Genomic DNA, 18,600 nt, shown 5'->3' with positions numbered 1-18,600 from the left:
TTCCTTCTCTTTATGGCCGCATCGCCACGCCGGCCAATTCACTGATTTCACTTGCCTGACGCTTACCCCGGAAGAATTTACCGGGATCAGGCATTCAAAAACTCTCTTTCAACCATTGGCCGACACGGCCGATCCGGCTGTTATTACCCCCGAGCGACGAGAGCAGACCGCTGCTCGGCGCATGCGTTTCCATGTCTGCGACCTGCGGATAGATCATCAGACCGACCGCCGTCGAAAAAGCCGGCCCCTTGGCTGCCGTTGGCAGACCGGACACGCCCATCGGCCGGCCGATGCGGACATTGCGGGCAAGAACCCGGCGCGCCACGTCGGGCAGACCGGTCAGCTGGCTGGCGCCGCCCGTCAGGACGACGCGCTTGCCGACGATCGGGCTGAAGCCCGAACGCTGGATGCGATCGCGAATGAGCTCGAGGGTTTCCTCGATGCGAGCCTTGACGATGCGCGACACAAGCGCCTTCGGCACCTGCGTCGGCTGGTCACGCTCGTCTTCGCCGATCGGCGGGATGGAAATCAGTTCGCGCTCCTCCGAAGAGTTCGCGAGCGCCGAGGCATGAACGACCTTAAGTCGTTCGGCATCCTCGATGCGGGTCGATAGGCCTCGTGCAAGGTCGGTGGTGACATGATGGCCGCCAAGGCTGACGGCATCGGTATGTACCAGCTTACCCTCGGCAAAGACCGAAATCGTCGTCGTGCCGCCGCCCATGTCGATCGCGGCGCAGCCGAGCTCGACTTCGTCGTCGACGAGAGCGGCAAGACCGCTGGCATAAGGCGTCGCCACCATGCCCTCGACCGAAAGATGCGCGCGGTTGATGCAGAGCTCGAGATTGCGAAGCGCCGCACGCTCGGCGGTCACCACATGCATGTCGACACCAAGCGCATCGCCGAACATTGCCAGCGGATCGCGGATGCCGCGCTCGCCGTCCAGCGAGTAGCCAGTCGCCAGCGAATGCAGCACGGCCCGCTCCTGGCGCACCGACTGCTGGCACGCGGCTGCAAGAACCTTTTTGAGATCGTTGGCTTCCACTTCCTGGCCGCCGAGATCGATGGTCGCGGTGTAGATATCGCTGCCAAGGCGACCAGCCGAGACATTGACGATCAGGCTGTCGACCGTCAGGCCGGCCATCCGCTCGGCGGCATCGACTGCGAGCCGGATAACGCCTTCCAGCGCATCCAGATCGGCAATCACGCCGGTCTTGATGCCACGGGAGCGCTGATGGCCGATACCGATGATCTCGATATTGTGCGTGCGGTTCGGAAGAACCTGGCTTTCCTCGCGCGGCGTCAGCCGGCCGATCATGCAGACGACCTTGGTCGAGCCGATGTCGAGGACAGACACGATATGCGACCGCTTCGAAGAGAGCGGCTTCAACCGAGGCAGGCCGAAATGGGACGAACCGAATAAGCTCATGTATCCTGACCTGCTTTCTTCAAAGCCTTGTTTCTTGCATCGACTGCGGCCTGGCGACGAGTTGTGGCATCCGGAGTTAATTCGATCGCGGTACGATCATCGAGACGAAGATCGACGGCGGCGATATCGCGCTGCAGAAGGCTTTCATCCTTATCCAGCTTGGTAAGCCGGGCGAGCGCGCCATCGATATTGTCTTCCGGCAATTTGATGATCACACCATTGTCGAGATAGAGATCCCAACGGCGGCCGGCGACCCGCACGAAAGCCTTCACATGGCTGCGGACATCCGGCCACTTTGCAAACAGGTCATCGATAGAAGCGGCAGCGGTTTCCGCATCACGACCGACGAAGAGCGGCAGCTTCGCAAATTTGTTATCGCGCAGCGGCGCAATCACGCTGCCGTCTTTCTGGATCAGCGAAAGCTCCGAGCCATGCTGCCAGATGGCATAGGCCTTACGCTCCTTCAGCTTCACTTCGACGGTCCGCGGATAGACCTTGCGAACCTCGACATTCTGGACCCAGGGCAGGTTCGCGATCTTCTGGCGGGCCGCATCGGCATTGAGCGCGACGAGAGAAGTCGTACCATCGAGGCCGAGCAGCTGCAGGATTTCGATTTCGGAAGTCTCGTCGTTGCCGGAGACCTTTACATCCTCGATCGCAAAGCCTGCGGCGGAGGTCGTCGCTTCCGCAACCGCCTGGGTGTGACCGCCGACAGACATGCCGTAAAGGCCCGTCGCAGCAAGGAGAACGAAGGCCGAAACCGTACCCGTGTGGTTGGGAATGTTGATACGACCCGAGCCAAGGCTGACCAGGAAGCGCACGGCGCGGCGCAGCGGACGCGGCAGGACGAATGCGTCTTCGACGTCATCGATGGCGAGCGGGACGCGATGACGGGACCGCCTCATATTTTTGACCGTCAGCGCAAACAAGACGCGTCCTCCACCATCCACCGGAGAAATTCACCAAAAGAGTAGCCGGCATGAGCGGCCATTTCAGGCACCAGGGAGGTAGGAGTCATGCCGGGCTGGGTATTGATCTCCAACCAGACAAGTTCGCCCTCTTCGGAAAAGCGATCGTCAAAACGGAAGTCAGATCGACTAACGCCGCGGCAGCCGATAGCTTCATGCGCCCTTAACGATAATGTTTGTATGTTTTGGTAAAGATTCGGTGAAATTTCCGCCGGCAGGACATGTTTTGATCCACCCTTGGCGTACTTGGCATCGTAATCATAGAAGCTGTGGCCGAGCGGCACGATCTCGGTAACGCCGAGAACCTTGCCGTCCATCACGCCGCAGGTCAGCTCCCGACCATGGATATAGCGCTCGACCAACACCTCGTCGCCATAGCGCCATTCTGAAGACGTAACGATCTGCGGCGGATGCGCCTGATCTTCCTTGACGATCACGACGCCGAAGCTCGAGCCCTCGCGCACCGGCTTAACGACGTAAGGCGGCTTCATCGGATGTTCGCCGACAATATTGAAGCGATCCATGACGATCGAGCCGGCAACAGGAACGCCGGCCGCCGCCGCAACCGTTTTCGCACGGGACTTATCCATGGCGAGAGCCGAGGCAAGCACGCCGGAGTGCGTATAGGGAATCTGCAGATATTCGAGAATGCCCTGGATGGTGCCATCCTCGCCGAAAGGGCCATGAAGCGCATTGAAGACGACGTCAGGCTTCAGCTCCGCCAGACGGCTGGCGACATCGTGATCGACGTCGACGCGGGTAACTCGAAAGCCTTCGGCTTCCAAGGCATCGGCGCATGCCTTTCCCGAGGAAAGGCTGACGGGCCTCTCCGAGGAAAATCCGCCCAAAAGGACAGCCACATGCTTGCCACCCATCAATACCCCCGACTTCACGGTCTCTAACTCTGCTTTTGCCGGGCCACGCCTAACCGCGATTCTCGCCCCGCTTTCAATAGGTCGATTAGAACGACATTAAGGTTAATGAAGCGTTTACTTTCGTTAACTTTCCGCCGTCCCGGCGATGGCCGAATGGTTCGAATCAAACCGACTTAAAGAATTCTGCCATTGGAATCATGGAGTTGCTACTTTTGAAATCGCTACATTTAGATTTTTTTAAACAATGAGCCCCGCATCGATGGTTCGATGCGGGGCTCAAGACTTTAAAATGACGGCGATATCACTCGCTGTCGTCGACCAGTTTCCAGACCAATCCGCCCAGCGCTCCGCCGACGATGGGCGCGACCCAGAACAGCCAAAGCTGCTGCAGAGCCCAACCGCCGACGAACAGCGCCTGCCCTGTCGAGCGGGCCGGATTGACCGACGTGTTGGTGATCGGGATCGAGATCAGATGAATCAGCGTCAATGCCAGGCCGATGGCGATCGGTGCAAAGCCGGCCGGCACCTTGCTGCTCGTCGCGCCGAGAATCACAACGAGGAAGAACAGAGTGAGCACGATCTCCGCCACCAGTGCCGACACCATGGAATAGCCGCCGGGAGAATGCTCTCCGTAGCCGTTCGCGGCAAAGCCGCCGAGCTGGAAGTCAGCCTTGCCGCTTGCAATCAGATAGAGCACCGCCGCCGCGACGATCGCACCGATTACCTGCGCGATAATATAGGGAATGAGCTGCCCGCCGGGAAAGCGGCCAGCCACGGTCAGGCCGACGGAAACAGCCGGATTGAAGTGCCCTCCCGATATGCCGCCAACGGCAAACGCCATGGTCAGCACGGTCAGACCGAACGCAAAGGCAACACCTAGAAAACCGATACCAAGGCTCGGAAATGCCGCCGCGAAGATCGCGCTGCCGCAGCCGCCGAATACGAGCCAAAACGTCCCAAGAAACTCAGCAATGAGTTTTTTCTGCATGAAACCCTTCTCCTCAGCCCGCAATCCAGACGAGAATCGGCTCCTGGTGAAAATGATTCCGGCAAGAACACGCCGGATTACGCCCACCTAACAGCAAACGCCCGCCTAATTGCCCACGAATCAACAATTACGGCAAAATAATAGCACGCTATCGTTGATTTCTTGCGCAGTTGGCGTTTGCGCTGAACAAAAATTACGCTAATGACAATTTTTATCCGCTAAGCGCCCCTTAGCATCACATGAACTGGTGGGATCATGACTGACGCGATATCTCCTCTGTCGCCGACCCCCTCGTCATCGAACAATGCTGTTGCGAATTCCCCTGCACGTGTTCTGATTGCGAGCCTTATCGGCACAACGATCGAATTCTTCGATTTCTATGTTTATGCAACGGCGGCGGTCATCGTCTTCCCGAAGTTGTTCTTCCCGGCAAGCGACCCGACGTCGGCAACTCTGCAATCCTTCGCAACCTTCTCCATCGCCTTCTTCGCGCGCCCGATCGGCGCGATGATCTTCGGCCACTTCGGCGATAGAATCGGCCGCAAGGCGACGCTTGTTGCGGCTCTGATGACCATGGGTCTTTCGACCGTGGTGATCGGCTTGCTGCCGACCTACGCATCGATCGGCGTCCTTGCGCCGATATTGCTGGCGCTCTGCCGCCTCGGTCAGGGTCTCGGTCTCGGCGGCGAATGGGGTGGCGCGGTCCTGCTTGCAACCGAGAACGCACCGGAAGGCAAGCGCAGTTGGTACGCGATGTTCCCGCAGCTCGGCGCTCCCATCGGCTTCATCCTGTCTGCCGGCCTTTTCCTGATCCTGCGCGAAACCATGACCGATGCGGACTTCCTGAGCTACGGCTGGCGTGTCCCCTTCCTGATCAGCATCGTGCTCGTTGCCGTCGGTCTCTATGTTCGCCTGAAGATCACCGAAACGCCGGAATTCCAGCGTGCGATCGAAAAGGAAGAACGCGTTTCCGTTCCGATCGCGGTCATTTTCCGTTCGCATTTCCGTAGCCTGATCCTCGGCACCATCATAGCGGTCGCAACCTTCGTGTTGTTCTACCTGATGACGGCCTTCACGCTGAGCTGGGGCACCCGGCCTCCGGGCACAGGCCCATTGCCGGCCGGTCTCGGCTATTCGCAAGGCCAGTTCCTCGTCGTCCAGCTCGTCGGCGTCGTCTTCTTCGGTCTGATGATCCCGATTTCCGGCCTGCTGTCGGATCGGTATTCGCGCCGTCTGGTTCTGATCCTGACGACGATCGGCATCCTCATCTTCGGCCTGTTCTACTCGTCGCTGCTGACGGCTGGCCTAGCGGGCGCCTTTGCCTGCTCGATCATCGGTCTCGCCCTGATGGGCTTCACCTATGGTCCGATCGGCGCTGCTCTGGCAGCACCCTTCCCGACCACCGTGCGCTACACCGGCGCGTCCATGACCTTCAATCTCGGGGGCATCGTCGGCGCGTCGCTGGCGCCCTACATCGCCACATGGCTCGCAACCAACTACGGCCTCGTCTATGTCGGTTATTATCTGGCGGCCGCCGCAGTGCTCTCGCTGATCGGCATCCTGCTCTCGGGCAATGACGAAGTCTGAACAAACAAACATAGGCAATTGAAAAGGCCGGGTGAAAACCCGGCCCTTTTATTGAATCACTTTATGAAGTTCGAGCCGATTGCGGCCCCGAATTACTCGGTCGTGACCCCTTGGAACGGGCGGACTTCCCGGCCGGGCATGAAGTGGCCGAGGCGCTTGATTTCCCATTCCAGCTTGACGCCGGATTTTTCGAAAACCTCACGGCGCACCTGTTCGCCGAGATATTCCAGATCGTAGCCGGTCGCCTGCTCCATGTTGATCATGAAGTTGCAATGCAGCGACGACATCTGCGCGCCGCCGATGACCAGACCGCGGCAACCCGCTTCATCGATCAGCTTCCAGGCGGAAAGACCCTCCGGGTTCTTGAAGGTCGAACCACCCGTCTTTTCCCGGATCGGCTGCACGGTTTCGCGATGCGCCCGCACGGCATCCATCTCGGCCCGGATCTTGGTGCGATCTTCCGGGTAGCCCTCAAAAAGGACATGCGTGAAAATCAGATCCTCGGACGCATCCGAATGACGGTAGCTGTAGCCCATCTCGGCATTGGTCAGGACATGCTTGTCGCCCTTGCGGTCGATAGCATGCACTTCGACAACGCGCTCGCGGGTCTCGGCGCCATTGGCGCCCGCATTCATCCGCGCAGCGCCGCCGATGCTGCCCGGAATGCCGTAATAGAAATGGAAACCGCCGATGCTGTTGTCCATCGCCATGGCGGCGACATGCTTGTCCGGGCAGATGGCGCCGGCCAGGATGCGGTTTTCGCCGGCAAGCTCGACCGAGCCAAAGCCCTTGGCCGAAAGCCTGAGAACGACACCGGGAATGCCGCCGTCGCGCACCAATATGTTCGATCCCACGCCGACAACGGTCAGCGGCACGTCCTCCGGCAGAATCTTCAGAAACGCGATGAGATCATCCGTATCGTGTGGCTGGAACATCAGCTCCGCCAACCCGCCGGCGCGGAACCATGTGACACGATCCATCGGGGCATCCGGCGTCAGCCGGCCCCTGATATCCTTTACACCGTCGCCGAGCGACGCCAGAAGCTTTTCCCCATTTACCTGTTTCATGCGGACTTACCCGAGAGGCCTTCCAATTCCTTTGGCAATGATGCTGCCCAATATGTGATGCTGCCAGCCCCCAACAAAACCACAAAATCACCCGGTCGCGCAATCTCTGCAACCATGGCGGCAAGACTTTCCTGTGACGGCAGGTAGCGCGCATCGCGATGACCACCGGCCTTGATGCGTGAGACAAGCGACTGAGAATCCGCGCCTTCGATGGGATCTTCACCAGCGGCGTAAACAGGCGCTAGGAAAATACTGTCGGCATCGTTGAAGCACGCGGCGAATTCTTCGAAAAGGCTCGACAGGCGTGTGTAGCGATGCGGCTGATGGACCGCGATAACGCGGCCGTTGCAGGCTTCGCGCGCGGCCTTCAACACCGCCTTGATCTCGACGGGGTGATGACCGTAATCGTCGAAAACCTTGACCCCGTTCCATTCGCCGGTCAGCGTGAAGCGGCGCTTGACCCCGCCGAAGGACGCCAATCCCTTTGCGATCGCCTCGCTGGAAATCCCGAGCCGGTTGGCGACAGCAACGGCGGCAGTCGCATTGGAAATGTTGTGGCGGCCCGGCATCGGCATGACGAGATCCTTGATATGGATCACCTTGCCCGTGCGGCGCCTGCGAATTTCCACATCGAACAACGAGCGAGTGCCGTCGATCCGCACGTTCGAGAAACGCACATCGGCTTGCGGGTTCTCGCCATAGGTGATGACCTTGCGGTCTTCGATGCGACCGACAAGCGACTGCACTTCCGGATGGTCGATGCACATGACGCCGAAGCCATAGAACGGCACATTCTCGACGAACTGCCGGAAGGCCGCGCGGACGGCATCGAAATTGCCGTAGTGATCCAGGTGTTCCGGATCGATGTTGGTGACGACGGCGACATCGGCCGGCAGCTTCAGGAAGGTGCCGTCCGATTCGTCGGCCTCGACCACCATCCACTCACCAGCACCCATGCGCGCATTCGTGCCGTAGGCATTGATGATGCCGCCATTGATGACGGTGGGGTCGAGCCCGCCCGCTTCCAGGAGCGTCGCGACGAGCGAGGTCGTCGTGGTCTTGCCATGCGTGCCGCCGATGGCGATGGCGCTACGGAACCGCATCAGTTCGGCGAGCATTTCAGCACGACGCACCACCGGCAACAGCTTTTCGCGCGCCGCGACCAGTTCCGGATTGCTCTTCTTGATGGCGGTGGAAACGACGACGACTTCGGCATCGCCGAGGTTTTCAGCCTTGTGTCCGATATGGACCGGAATGCCCTTGTCGCGCAGCCGCTGCACATTGGCACTTTCCGATTGGTCGGAACCCTGCACGCGATGACCGAGGTTGTGCAAAACCTCGGCGATGCCGCTCATCCCGATACCGCCTATACCGATAAAATGCACTAGGCCGATTGCCTTCGGCAGCTTCATACGCCTGCCCCCTTGAATTGCTGAATTGAACGTCCTGCGGCAATAGCTTCAACCATGTCGGCAAGCAAATTTGCCGCATCCGGCTTGCCCGCCTGTTTGGCGGCCGCAGCCATCTTTGCGAGTTTTTCCGGCATGGTCATCGAACCGCGCAGGATTGTAGAGAGCTTCTCCGGCGTCAGCTCGGATTGTGCAATCACCTTGACGCCACCCGTCGCCGCCAGCGCCGCGGCATTGGCCGCCTGATCATGATCGAGCGCATGCGGATAGGGAACCAGGATCGCCGGGCGACCGATGACGGCAAGCTCGGAGACCGTGGAAGCACCGGAACGGCAGAGAACCAGATGCGCCGCACCGATCCGCTCCGCCATGTCGTTGAAGAACGGCGCGACATCGGCGCCCATGTCAAGTTTTCTCGTGCAGCTGTTGACCGTCTCCATATCCTCGGGTCGCACCTGCTGCGTGATCCGCAGGCGCTTGCGCAACGGCTCTTCGAGCAGACTGATTGCCGTCGGCACGGCTTTGGAGAAATACTGCGCGCCCTGGCTGCCGCCGAAGACGACCAGATTGAACGGATCATCCGGCCCGGACGGCACGTAAGGGCGCTTCGCGGCTTCGATAACGGCCGGACGCACGGGATTGCCCGTCGTCACCGTCTTCTCGCCAAACGCGCCGTCTTCCGTGAGGAAGCCGCCGGCAATCGCGCGTACGCGCGGCGCCAGCATCTTGTTGGCACGGCCCATGACCGCATTCTGCTCATGCAGCATCGACGGCACGCCCATGCGTGTGGCCGCCAGAAGCGGTGGAACGGTCGGATAGCCGCCAAAACCGACGACGCAGACAGGCTTGATGCGCTTGATCAGTTTGCGAGCGGCGCGCACGCCGGACCACAGCGTCCAAAGAGCGCCAGCAACTTTCAACGGGTTCTTCGAACCGATCGTTGCCGAGGGCACGACATGAATTTCGTCGGCCGGAAACTTGCCGGCATAGCGTTCGGCACGGCTGTCGGTGACGAGGTGCACGGAATAGCCGCGCTCCTTCAGCTTATAGGCCAGTGCTTCGGCCGGAAATACGTGGCCGCCGGTGCCGCCGGCGGCAAGAAGGACAATGCCTTTACTCATAATTTTCGCTCCCGCGAATACCCCACTACTCGGGGCATCTCCCTAATATAGGAAGTCGCCCCGACCGCGTCATCGGCGCGGGCCAAGCCCCCCTCATAGACCGGCGCTTCGTGAAAAGCGACCGGAGAATGAAGACCACGCAGGAGATAGGAAGAGCAATCGGCCGGCGGTTTCAAGACGATCACTCCGCCGGCAATCCATGCGTCACGCGGAACATGGTACGGTCCTGCGCACGCTTTTCCGGCCTGTGACGCGTCAGCGCCAGGATGAAGCCCGCCGTCACGCAGATTGCCGTCATCGACGAGCCGCCATAGGAAATCAGCGGCAGCGTCATACCCTTGGCGGGCAGCAGCTGCAGGTTCACGCCGATGTTGATGATCGACTGGATGCCGATCTGCAGCACCAGGCCTGCGACGGCAAAACGGTTGAAATCGTTCTTTTCCTTGTAGGCATGCGACAGGCCGCGCAGCACGAGGAAGGCGAAGATCAATACGAGCACCATGCAGAAGATGGCGCCGAACTCCTCGGCCGCGACCGAGAAAATGAAGTCGGTATGGGCGTCCGGAATGATGCGTTTGACGGTGCCTTCGCCCGGGCCGACGCCGAACCAGGTGCCGTGAACGATTGCTTCCTTGGCGGTGTCCACCTGGAACGTATCGCCCTCGCCCGTCAGGAACTTGTTCACACGCTGCGCCACGTGATCGAAGGCGTAATAGGCGGTGACAAAGCCGCCCGCACCGAGACCGCCGAGCACGATGATCCAAAGCCAGGGCATGCCAGCCATGAAGAACATGCCGCCCCAGACGGCCGTCGTCAGAATGGTCTGGCCAAGGTCAGGCTGTGCGACGAGCAATGCGACGACGATGCCGAAGAGGATGATGGCGAAGAGATTGCCGGGGATTTCGGGCTGGCGCGCATGTTCGGAAAACAACCATGCGCAGACGACGACGAAAGCGGGCTTCATGAATTCCGAAGGCTGGATCGATAGAGACGCGATATTGACCCAACGCCGCGAGCCCTTGACTTCGACGCCGAAGAAAAGCGCAAACAGCATCATCGCCAGCGCCACGATCAGCAGGATCACGGCTGTTCTTCGCACCTGCCTCGGCGTCATGAAGGAAATGCCGATCATCGCGGCGATCGCCGGGATGAGGAACAGTGCGTGGCGCTTGACGAAGTGGAACGGCTCGAGCCCGATGCGCTCCGCCACCGCAGGCGACGCAGCGAAGGACAACATGAAGCCGATGCCGATCAAGAGGATGAAAAGGGCGAGAAATACGCGGTCGATGGTCCAGAACCACTCGGCCAAGGCCCCACGTTCAACGCGGCTTACCATATCATTTGCCTCCAGCTGCTGAACCGATCAGCATGGTGACGCCATCGATCGCAGCGACATGGCTGACGAAGGCGTCGCCCCTGACCTCGAAATTCTTGTACTGATCGAAGCTTGCGCAAGCCGGTGACAGCATCACCGCAGCGGACTCGTGTTCGTCCCTGTCCGCATCCGCGGCAGCATGTGCGACGGCGCGCTCCAGCGTGCCGGAAATCTCGTAGGGCACCTGATCGCCGAGCGTCGCGGCAAAGGCGGGCGCTGCCTCGCCGATCAGATAGGCCTTGGAAATACGCGGGAAGAGCGGCGCGAGACTCGTGATCCCGCCCTCTTTCGGCAGGCCGCCTGCGATCCAGTAGATATTCTCATAGCTCGAAAGCGCCGGCGCTGCTGCATCTGCATTCGTCGCCTTGGAGTCGTTGACGAAGACGACCCGGCCGCGCTTCCCCACAGGCTGCATGCGATGCTTGAGGCCCGGGAAGGATTTCAGCCCTGCCCTGATCTCCTCGGCGGAAACGCCGACTGCAAGGCAGGCTGCAATCGCAGCCGCCGCGTTCTGTGCGTTATGGCCGCCACGTAAGGTCTGGATGCCGTCGAGATCGGCGATCTCGGCTGCCGCTGCGTTCGATGCCTGAATGATACGGCTGCCCTCTGCATAAAGGCCGTTCGCCAACGGATGCCGGCGCGAAATCCGCATCACCTTGATACCTGCCCGCTCGATCCGATCGGCGATCAAGGAGGAGTAGCTGTCATCGACGCCGACGACGGCGACATCGCTTCCCGCAACAAGCCGCTCCTTGATGTCGGCATAGTGCTGCATCGTACCATGGCGATCGAGATGATCGGGCGTGAGGTTCAGCAGGATACCGGCCGAAGGATTGAGCGTCGGTGCCAGATCGATTTGATAAGAAGAGCATTCGACGACATAAAAACGGCCGGCTTTCGGTGGGTCGAGCGTCAGCACGGCCGTACCGATATTGCCGCCAAGCTGCGTGTCGCGACCGCTCGATTGCAGGATATGGGCGATCAATGCCGTCGTCGTCGATTTGCCATTTGTTCCGGTAATGGCGATGAACGGGCAATCCGGCGCAAACGCCCGCCGTTCTCTGACAAAAAGCTCGACATCGCCGATGATCTCCACGCCGGCGGCGTGAGCGAGATCGACGGTCCAGTGCGGCTTCGGATGCGTCAGCGGCACGCCGGGCGATAGAACGAACACCGAAAGGCCGTTCCAATCGATCGTCCTGAGATCAGCAACCGCGATCCCCTCGGCCGCCGCCTTGGCCACGCTGTCCGGATTGTCGTCCCAAGCCGTGACATCGGCACCACCGGCAACCAGCGCGCGCGCCGTGGCAAAGCCTGAGCCGCCGAGGCCGAAGAGAGCGACCTTCTTTCCGTTCAGCGTGGTGATGGGGATCATCGTTGCCTCACCGCAGCTTCAGGGTGGAGAGGCCGACCATCGCCAGGATAACGGCGACGATCCAGAAACGCACAACGACCTGACTTTCCGTCCAGCCTTTCTTCTCGAAGTGATGGTGGATCGGCGCCATCAGGAAGACGCGCCGTTTGGTCATCTTGAAGAAGCCGACCTGGATGATGACGGAAAGCGCCTCGAGCACGAAGAGGCCGCCGATAATCGCCATGACGATTTCGTGCTTGGTGGCGACGGCGACCGAACCGATCATCCCGCCAAGAGCCAGCGAGCCGGTATCGCCCATGAAGATTGCAGCCGGCGGCGCGTTGAACCAGAGGAAACCAAGACCGGCGCCAATGACCGCACCGAGAACGACGGCGAGTTCACCCGTACCCGGCACAAAATTGATAGCGAGATAGTCGGCAAACACGAAGTTGCCGGCGAGGTAAGAGATGATCCCGAAGGAGGCGGCCGCGATCATGACGGGCACGATGGCAAGACCGTCGAGACCATCAGTCAGGTTGACGGCATTGCCGGCGGCAACGATGACGAAAGCGCCGAACAGCACGAAGAACATGCCGAGGTTGAGCAGCAGGCTCTTGAAGAAGGGGAAGGCGACCGACGAACCGAAGGTCGAGCCCGCGGGACCGGAGGACAGGGCCGTCGTCATCATGAAATAGACGGCAATCGCAGCGATGACGAACTCGATACCAAGGCGCGCGCGACCGGAGAAGCCTTTATCACTCTGCTTGGTGACCTTGAGATAGTCATCGTAGAAGCCGATGGCGCCGAAGCCGAGCGTCACGAGCAGCGTGGCAACGACATAGACATTGGCAAGATCAGCCCAAAGCAGCGACGAGACGACGATGCCGGCCAGGATCATCAGGCCGCCCATGGTCGGCGTGCCGGCCTTCTTGAAATGCGTCTGCGGACCATCGGCACGGATCGGCTGCCCCTTGCCCTGACGCACGCGCAGGGAGGAGATGATTCGCGGCCCGAAGAGAAAGACGATCAACGCTGAGGTGAACAGGGCGCCGCCGGTACGGAACGTGATGTATCTGAACAGATTGAGAAATCTGAAGTGAGTACTGAAAAAATGAATATGGTCCGACAGTTCGGCAAGCCAGATCAGCATAAGAGCCCTTTCTAAAGCCCCTGATGGGTGTGAGGGCCCGTGTCGGAAAATGCGGGAAACTTGTCAAGCAAGCCCGCAACGATCTTTCCAAACCCCATTCCCAGCGACGATTTCACCATCAAGACGTCGCCTGCGGCGACAGAATTGAGCGCGAATTCCGAGAGTTCCTCCGTCGTCTCGCGATATTCGACATGAACACTTTCCGGCAGCTCATCCCTCAAAGCCGCCATCTCCGGACCAGCCAGCCAGACATGCTCGATGCCGGACGCCAAGAGCGGTCCGGCAAGGTTGGCATGCAACCGCTGGGCATAATCCCCCATTTCCAACATATCGCCGAGCACGGCGATGCGCCTGCCCGTCCGTCCGCCCGGCCCCGCCTGCGGCGATGTCGTCGCCAGCAGCGCGATCGCCGCACGCATCGATGCGGGATTTGCGTTGTAGCTTTCGTCGATCAGCGTGAAATAGCCGTGGCCGATCGCGCGCTTGTGGCGTTGTCCCCTGCCCTTTTCCGGCTTCAGGTCCGCCAAGGCATCGACGGCCTGATCGAGATCGGCCTCCATCAGCATGACCGCGCCGAGCACGGCAAGCGCATTCTCCGCGATATGGCGACCGGGCGCACCGAGCGCCACTTCCATGGTCTCGCCGCCAATCGTCAGCCAAAGGGTCGAATTTTCTTCCGAGGCATTGAATTCGGCAAGGCGGACATCCGCTTTTGCATGCTGGCCGAAGCTATGGACATGCTCGATGCCGGCCGCCGCGGCAGCTTTCTCCAGCATCTCGAACTGATCGTTGTCGTGATTGAGGATGGCATGACCGCCCGGCACGACGCCGTCGAAAATCTCCGCCTTTGCCGCCGCAATTTCGCTGATGCTATTGAAATTGCCGAGATGAGCCGGCGCGATCGTCGTGATGATCGCCACGTGCGGCTGCACCATCTTGACGAGTGGCCTGATTTCTTCGGGATGATTCATGCCGATTTCGAAAACGCCGAAATCGGTGTCTTCGGGCATGCGCGCGAGAGTGAGCGGAACACCCCAATGATTGTTGAAGGAGGCAATCGAGGCATGCACCTTGCCAGAAGGCGTCAGCGCGCGCCGCAGCATCTCCTTCGTCGTCGTCTTGCCGACCGAACCCGTGACGGCGATGATCTTGGCCTGCGTGCGCTTGCGGGCGGCTACGCCAAGCCGTGCCAGCGCCGCCAGGACGTCATCCACGATGACCTTCGGCACGGTCAAACTGCCCATTGCAGGCAGCCGCGCCTCACTGATCACAATGAAGGCGGCGCCGTTCGCCATCGCAATATTGGCATAGTCGTGACCGTCGACGCGATCGCCCTTGATGGCGAAAAATGCCTCGCCCGGCTGGATGGAACGACTGTCTATGGAAATGCCTGTGATGCCAGCGGGCAGCGATCCGACGAAGCGGCCCGAAATTGCAGCGATCAGATCCTCAGTTGTCCATAGCCAGCTCAAGACTTCAGTTCCTCCAATGCTTTGCGCAATTCGGCATGATCGGAGAACGGCAGCGTCACCCCGCCGATCGTCTGACCTTCCTCATGCCCCTTGCCGGCGACGATCAGCGTGTCGCCGGATTTCAGCAAACCGACCGCCGTTCGGATCGCCTCGGCACGATCGCCGATCTCCGTCGCGCAGGCGGCAGCAGTCATGATTTCCGCGCGAATCGTCGCCGAATCTTCCGAGCGCGGATTATCGTCGGTGACGACGACGACATCAGCAAGACGGCAGGCGATCTCGCCCATGATCGGACGCTTGCCGCGATCGCGGTCTCCGCCACAGCCGAAGACGACGACGACGCGGCCCGTGGTGAACGGCCGCACCGAATTCAGGACATTTTCAAGCGCATCCGGCTTATGGGCATAATCGACATAGGCAAGCGCGCCATCATGAGTGTGACCGACGAGCTCCAGCCGGCCCGAAGCGCCGATGAGCTTTTCGAGGGCAGCCATCGCGACCGGCGCGGCAACGCCAGTGGAAATGGCGAGACCGGCCGCAACCAGCGCATTGGCGATCTGGAAATCGCCGGCGAGCGGAATATGGACCTCGAATATATCGTCGCCGATGTGAACCTCAGCGATCTGCTTGTGGCGGAAGTGCTCGACGCGCTTCAGCGTCAGGAAATCGCCCTTGCGGCCGACGGTGCGGACATCCTGCCCGGCATCGCGGGCAGCAGCGATTGCCTGCGGAGACCACGCGTCGTCGGCAAAAATGACTGCCGGCGAACCCTTCGGCAACAAATCCCGGAACAGCCGCATCTTGGCAGCCATATAATCCTCGACCGTCGGATGATAGTCCATGTGGTCTCGGCCGAGATTGGTAAAGGCGGCGGCGGCAAGTTTCACGCCATCGAGTCGGAACTGATCGAGGCCGTGGCTGGATGCTTCCATGGCCGCATGTGTAACGCCTTCATCGGCAAGTTCGGCCAACAGCTTATGCAGCGACACCGGATCGGGTGTCGTCAGCGCACCATATTCGTTGCGGGTCGGCGAAACGACACCGGTCGTGCCGATCATGGCCGCCGGATGACACGCGAAAGCCCATATCTGCCGTGTGAAGGACGCTACCGAGGTTTTGCCGGCGGTTCCCGTCACCGCAACCATCGTTTGCGGCTGCCGTCCGTAGAAACGCGCGGCAGCGACAGAGAGGAATCGGCGCGGCTCGGAAACCTGCAACAGGGGCACATTGCCGGCATCGACCTTATGGCCCGCGACCACGATGGAGGCCCCGCGCGCGACGGCATCGGCGATGAAGCTTGCACCATCGGCCTTCGTGCCGGCGACGGCGACGAAGGCCATGCCCGGCAATACCTTACGGCTGTCGGCAGTGATCCCGCCTATTTCAAGATCGCCAAGCGCGCCGCCAATTTGTGTGTTGAGTTCCGGAAACGCATTTCCGGCAATATCCCGCAAGTTCATCGAATGTACTTTTCGCCTTCTCGATCAGTCCGCCCCTCGCGAATCGACGTGTGTATTCTTTCACGCTTAATAAGACGCCAGCAAGGCCGCGTCATCTTTTCCAAAGCTGGGTTGCACCCCGAGAATCGGCGCCGCGCGGGCGATGATGTCGCGGGCGATCGGCAAGGCCGTAAAGGCCGAGATCGTCCCACCACCACGCTCGCCGCTCTTCGGCTCGTCGATGAAGGTCATGACGATGTATTGCGGGTTGTCGATCGGGAAGGCGGCCAGGAAGCTGTTGAAGTTCAAGTTGTGCGCGTAGCGGCCGTTGACAACCTTGTCGGCCGTGCCGGTCTTGCTACCGACATTGTAGCCGGGAACGCGCGCATTGCGGCCGGAGCCCCTGGTGCCGTTGAACTCGAGCAGGAAGCGGACGTCGTCACTGGTGCTCTTCTTGATGACCATCTTGGCGATGGCATCGGCCTGATCGCGCGTGCGCGGCAGGAAAGTGGGTTCGATGAGCTTGCCGCCGTTGACGAGCGCAGATGCGGCAACCGCTGTCTGTAGCGCCGTGGTCGACACGCCATGGCCGAATGAGATGGTGATCGAGTTGATCTTCTTCCAGACGCGCGGCTGGCTCGGCGTCTTCACTTCCGGCAGCTCGGTATCCATCTTGGTCAGCAGACCCAAACGGGTCAGGAATTCCTTGTGCCCGTCGATGCCGACAAGATCGGCGATCTTTGCGGTGCCGATGTTGGAAGAATACTGGAAGATTTCCGGCACGCTCAGAACGCGGCGCTGGCCGTGGAAGTCGTGGATGGTAAAGCCGCCGATCCGGATCGGGTTCGTCGCATCGAAGGCATCACGCAACGTCACCTTGCCGGAATCGAGCGCCATCGCCATGGTGAAGGTCTTGAAGGTCGACCCCATTTCGAACGTGCCGTTCGTCATGCGGTTGAGCCACCCTTCGCTGGCGCCCTCGCTCGGATAATTGGGATCGAAATCGGGGGCCGAGGCCATGCCCAGCACCTCGCCGGTGTGAACGTCGAGGATCGCAGCACCGGCACCCTTTGCCTGAAAATTCTTCACCGCGTTGACGACCGCGTCGCGGACGATACCCTGCACGCGCAGGTCGATCGAAAGCTTGACCGGCTGCAGCGGCTGATCGTTGGTCATGCCGGCAGCGGCCAGATCGGCAAGGCCCTGATCGTCGATATATTTCTCCATCCCGGCAACACCGCGATTGTCGATGTTGACGTAGCCGAGAATATGCGGGGCGGTGGTGCCGCCCGGATAGAAGCGGCGCTTCTCGGGGCGGAAGCCGATGCCCGGAATGCCGAGCGCCAGAATCTGGCTCTGTTGCTTCGGCGTCAGCTGTCGGCGGAGCCAGGCAAAGTGGGAGGACTTCGCGGAGAGCTTCCTGTAGGTGGATTTGCTGTCGAGATCCGGCAGAACCTTGCGCAGCTCCTCGACTGCCTCGTCGGCATCGATGATCTTGTTCGGTTCGGCAAACAGCGAGACCGTGCGGATGTCGGTTGCAAGCAGGGCGCCGTTGCGGTCGACGATGTCAGGGCGCGACGCCATCAGACGGTCCGGCGGCAAAATGCTCGACGTCGTATCCGGCAGGGTCATCGCGAACTGTGCAAGCCGGCCGCCGATCACGCAGTAGATTGCGATGAAGCTCGCAACCAGGAGTACGACGCGGCTCTTTGCCTGATTGGATTTGCGCTTGCGCGCGCCTTCGAACCGCGAGCCGAAGAGACCGTCGCTTGGGCGATTGTTGCCGTCGGTGGAGAAGTGGGCCTTGCTCTTCAGGACCATGATGCGAGAAAGAAAAGACATTATTCCCTCACCGATCCCGTTGCGATGTTGTCAATTTCAGGCTTCTTGCGCTTGGCAAGAGCCGGAGGTTTCGGTCGCGGCGCAGGCGCTGCGGCCACATCGGCAATGGCTTTCCGGATCTCGGCATCCGTTGAATCGCCGCTTGTGGAGGCGAGCGATGTCCCCTTCTTGGGATTGCCAGGAGACTTGCCGCCGCTTTTCGGATCGTTCGAAGCCGTTACCGGTGGCGGCGGAAGCTGCGAGCGCAGCATCGGCAGTTCGCTCGGCTGAACGATTGCCGTCGAAATCGTCGGCTGCAGCTGAAGTTCGCTGTTATAATTGTTGACGAGGCGCTCGAGCCGGTTTGGCTGAGATACCAGCGCCCAGTCCGCCTTCAGCAGATCGATCGTATCCCTTTCAAGCTTGATTTCGGATTCGAGGCGACGCACCTCTTCCAGCTTCAGCTCGGCACGATGCTTGATCGTATAGGTCACGCTGGCCATGGCCGTCATGACGCCGATCAGCACGATGTCAAAAGTCTTCAGCAT

General features: G+C 60.4%; 15 protein-coding genes. 1 reads left to right on the top strand and 14 read right to left on the bottom strand.

Going from position 1 to position 18,600, the window contains the following annotated elements; genetic code table 11:
- Positions 1 to 94: 94 nt before the first annotated feature.
- The 4 genes from ftsA to aqpZ all read right to left on the bottom strand — a co-directional run bounded on the left by ftsA (position 95) and on the right by aqpZ (position 4,257).
- Positions 95 to 1,426, bottom strand: coding sequence for a cell division protein FtsA (gene ftsA, locus BJ928_RS19955; RefSeq protein ID WP_047633777.1), 1,332 nt, complete (start codon positions 1,424 to 1,426; stop codon positions 95 to 97).
- A complete protein-coding gene (locus tag BJ928_RS19950; protein ID WP_183079433.1) occupies positions 1,423 to 2,331 on the bottom strand; it encodes a cell division protein FtsQ/DivIB in 909 nt (302 codons plus the stop codon). The genes ftsA and BJ928_RS19950 overlap by 4 nt, the downstream gene beginning before the upstream one ends.
- A gap of 11 nt (positions 2,332 to 2,342) precedes the next feature.
- Positions 2,343 to 3,269: a D-alanine--D-alanine ligase gene (locus BJ928_RS19945; protein ID WP_047633775.1), complete on the bottom strand. Its 927-nt coding sequence runs from the start codon at positions 3,267 to 3,269 to the stop codon at positions 2,343 to 2,345.
- A gap of 301 nt (positions 3,270 to 3,570) precedes the next feature.
- Positions 3,571 to 4,257, bottom strand: a complete 687-nt coding sequence (gene aqpZ, locus BJ928_RS19940) for an aquaporin Z (protein WP_047633774.1) — start codon at positions 4,255 to 4,257, stop codon at positions 3,571 to 3,573.
- Positions 4,258 to 4,512: 255 nt separating this feature from the next.
- Between aqpZ and BJ928_RS19935 the strand changes: the two genes are divergently transcribed.
- The gene (locus tag BJ928_RS19935; RefSeq protein WP_047633773.1) at positions 4,513 to 5,844 is read left to right on the top strand and encodes an MFS transporter; all 1,332 of its coding nucleotides are present in this window, start codon (positions 4,513 to 4,515) and stop codon (positions 5,842 to 5,844) included.
- A 92-nt stretch (positions 5,845 to 5,936) separates the two neighbouring features.
- Here the strand turns inward: BJ928_RS19935 and murB are convergent, their stop codons facing one another.
- The 10 genes from murB to BJ928_RS19885 all read right to left on the bottom strand — a co-directional run bounded on the left by murB (position 5,937) and on the right by BJ928_RS19885 (position 18,600).
- Positions 5,937 to 6,911 (bottom strand): UDP-N-acetylmuramate dehydrogenase, encoded by a 975-nt coding sequence (murB, locus tag BJ928_RS19930; RefSeq protein WP_047633772.1) that lies wholly within the window; start codon positions 6,909 to 6,911, stop codon positions 5,937 to 5,939.
- Complete coding sequence (murC, locus tag BJ928_RS19925; RefSeq protein WP_047633770.1) at positions 6,908 to 8,323, bottom strand: UDP-N-acetylmuramate--L-alanine ligase; 1,416 nt, start codon at positions 8,321 to 8,323, stop codon at positions 6,908 to 6,910. Before murC ends, murB begins: the two co-directional genes overlap by 4 nt.
- Positions 8,320 to 9,441, bottom strand: coding sequence for an undecaprenyldiphospho-muramoylpentapeptide beta-N-acetylglucosaminyltransferase (gene murG, locus BJ928_RS19920; RefSeq protein ID WP_047633769.1), 1,122 nt, complete (start codon positions 9,439 to 9,441; stop codon positions 8,320 to 8,322). Before murG ends, murC begins: the two co-directional genes overlap by 4 nt.
- Before the next feature lie 181 nt (positions 9,442 to 9,622).
- Positions 9,623 to 10,777, bottom strand: a complete 1,155-nt coding sequence (gene ftsW, locus BJ928_RS19915; protein ID WP_047633768.1) for a putative lipid II flippase FtsW — start codon at positions 10,775 to 10,777, stop codon at positions 9,623 to 9,625.
- Between the two features lies 1 nt (position 10,778).
- Positions 10,779 to 12,191, bottom strand: coding sequence for a UDP-N-acetylmuramoyl-L-alanine--D-glutamate ligase (murD, locus tag BJ928_RS19910; protein WP_047633766.1), 1,413 nt, complete (start codon positions 12,189 to 12,191; stop codon positions 10,779 to 10,781).
- A gap of 7 nt (positions 12,192 to 12,198) precedes the next feature.
- Entirely contained in the window at positions 12,199 to 13,320 is a 1,122-nt protein-coding gene (gene mraY, locus BJ928_RS19905; RefSeq protein WP_047633765.1) for a phospho-N-acetylmuramoyl-pentapeptide-transferase, read from the bottom strand.
- 11 nt (positions 13,321 to 13,331) lie between these two features.
- Complete coding sequence (locus BJ928_RS19900; protein WP_047633764.1) at positions 13,332 to 14,792, bottom strand: UDP-N-acetylmuramoylalanyl-D-glutamyl-2,6-diaminopimelate--D-alanyl-D-alanine ligase; 1,461 nt, start codon at positions 14,790 to 14,792, stop codon at positions 13,332 to 13,334.
- Positions 14,789 to 16,252 carry a UDP-N-acetylmuramoyl-L-alanyl-D-glutamate--2,6-diaminopimelate ligase gene (locus tag BJ928_RS19895; protein ID WP_047633763.1) on the bottom strand — a complete coding sequence of 488 codons (1,464 nt, stop codon included), beginning with the start codon at positions 16,250 to 16,252 and terminating at the stop codon, positions 14,789 to 14,791. Before BJ928_RS19895 ends, BJ928_RS19900 begins: the two co-directional genes overlap by 4 nt.
- Positions 16,253 to 16,318: 66 nt before the next feature.
- Positions 16,319 to 18,073: a penicillin-binding protein 2 gene (locus BJ928_RS19890; protein WP_047633762.1), complete on the bottom strand. Its 1,755-nt coding sequence runs from the start codon at positions 18,071 to 18,073 to the stop codon at positions 16,319 to 16,321.
- Complete coding sequence (locus BJ928_RS19885; protein WP_047633761.1) at positions 18,073 to 18,600, bottom strand: hypothetical protein; 528 nt, start codon at positions 18,598 to 18,600, stop codon at positions 18,073 to 18,075. Before BJ928_RS19885 ends, BJ928_RS19890 begins: the two co-directional genes overlap by 1 nt.

The organism is Rhizobium sp. WW_1 (assembly GCF_003610155.1).
Classification (GTDB): domain Bacteria; phylum Pseudomonadota; class Alphaproteobacteria; order Rhizobiales; family Rhizobiaceae; genus Rhizobium; species Rhizobium tropici_A.
This window is presented reverse-complemented; position numbering and strand designations above follow the sequence as displayed.